Origin of the sequence: Geobacillus sp. ZGt-1 (genome assembly GCF_001026865.1) — a bacterium.
In the GTDB taxonomy this organism is placed as follows: Bacteria; Bacillota; Bacilli; order Bacillales; family Anoxybacillaceae; genus Geobacillus; species Geobacillus thermoleovorans.
The window spans coordinates 124,064-124,705 of sequence record NZ_LDPD01000026.1; the positions used below are offsets into that span (position 1 = coordinate 124,064).

General features: G+C 46.6%; 1 protein-coding gene and 1 pseudogene. Both read right to left on the reverse strand.

Features of this window, described 5'->3' with window-relative positions; genetic code table 11:
- Nucleotides 1-143: 143 nt before the first annotated feature.
- Nucleotides 144-419 (reverse strand): annotated as a pseudogene (locus VU18_RS14170) (sodium:solute symporter family protein); the annotation flags it as partial.
- Nucleotides 416-616, reverse strand: a complete 201-nt coding sequence (locus VU18_RS14175; protein WP_011232711.1) for a DUF3311 domain-containing protein — start codon at nt 614-616, stop codon at nt 416-418. The gene VU18_RS14175 and the pseudogene VU18_RS14170, both read right to left, overlap by 4 nt.
- Between the last annotated feature and the right edge of the window lie 26 nt (nt 617-642).

Here is a 642-nt window from a genome sequence, read left to right on the forward strand (position 1 = left end):
TATTTTTAAAAGAAAAAATTAATAAATCGTGTGCCTATGAAATTCGGTATTTTTTCCTAGGATCCGCATCACGAAACCCTTGATATAACAGCATTTTGGTCATTTCCATTTGCCTAAAATGACCTCAAAACTGTCGAACTCGGGGGAAGCATCCAATACGATAACACATAGGCCAGGCAGCCGTAGGCAATGATGTAAAACGTCGGCCCCCCTTTTCCATAGGCCCAACCGCTCCCACCAAGGAAGGTAAACGTTGTATAAATCTCGCCGGCCATCAAGAGAAACACAAAAATCGTTCCGAACCCGCGGCCACCGACGGTCCATTGCTCCAAATTCATGTCTTTTCCTTTTCGCGCCTGCACCCCTAGATAAAGAGACAGCAACAAGAAAGCAAAAATCATCACTAAGGCCGAGTTCATGTCTGCTCATCCTCCTTCACCGCAGGGTCAAAACGATACACGATGGCCATGATAACCGAAGTGGCGATCACCCAAGCGACCAGCCAAAAGAGAAGCAACGGCATGCCAAACACGTACGGAGTCACTTGATTCACAAAAGGAACGCCGCCGAGCATGCCGATAAATGGGACAATCATTAACCAACGGATGCTTTTCATCTTCTCTCCCTCCCTCTAGAAATGTT

Bases quoted from the DNA above. Each gene is read 5' to 3' on its own strand.
- VU18_RS14175 (WP_011232711.1), bottom strand. From the start codon at position 616: ATGAAAAGCATCCGTTGGTTAATGATTGTCCCATTTATCGGCATGCTC.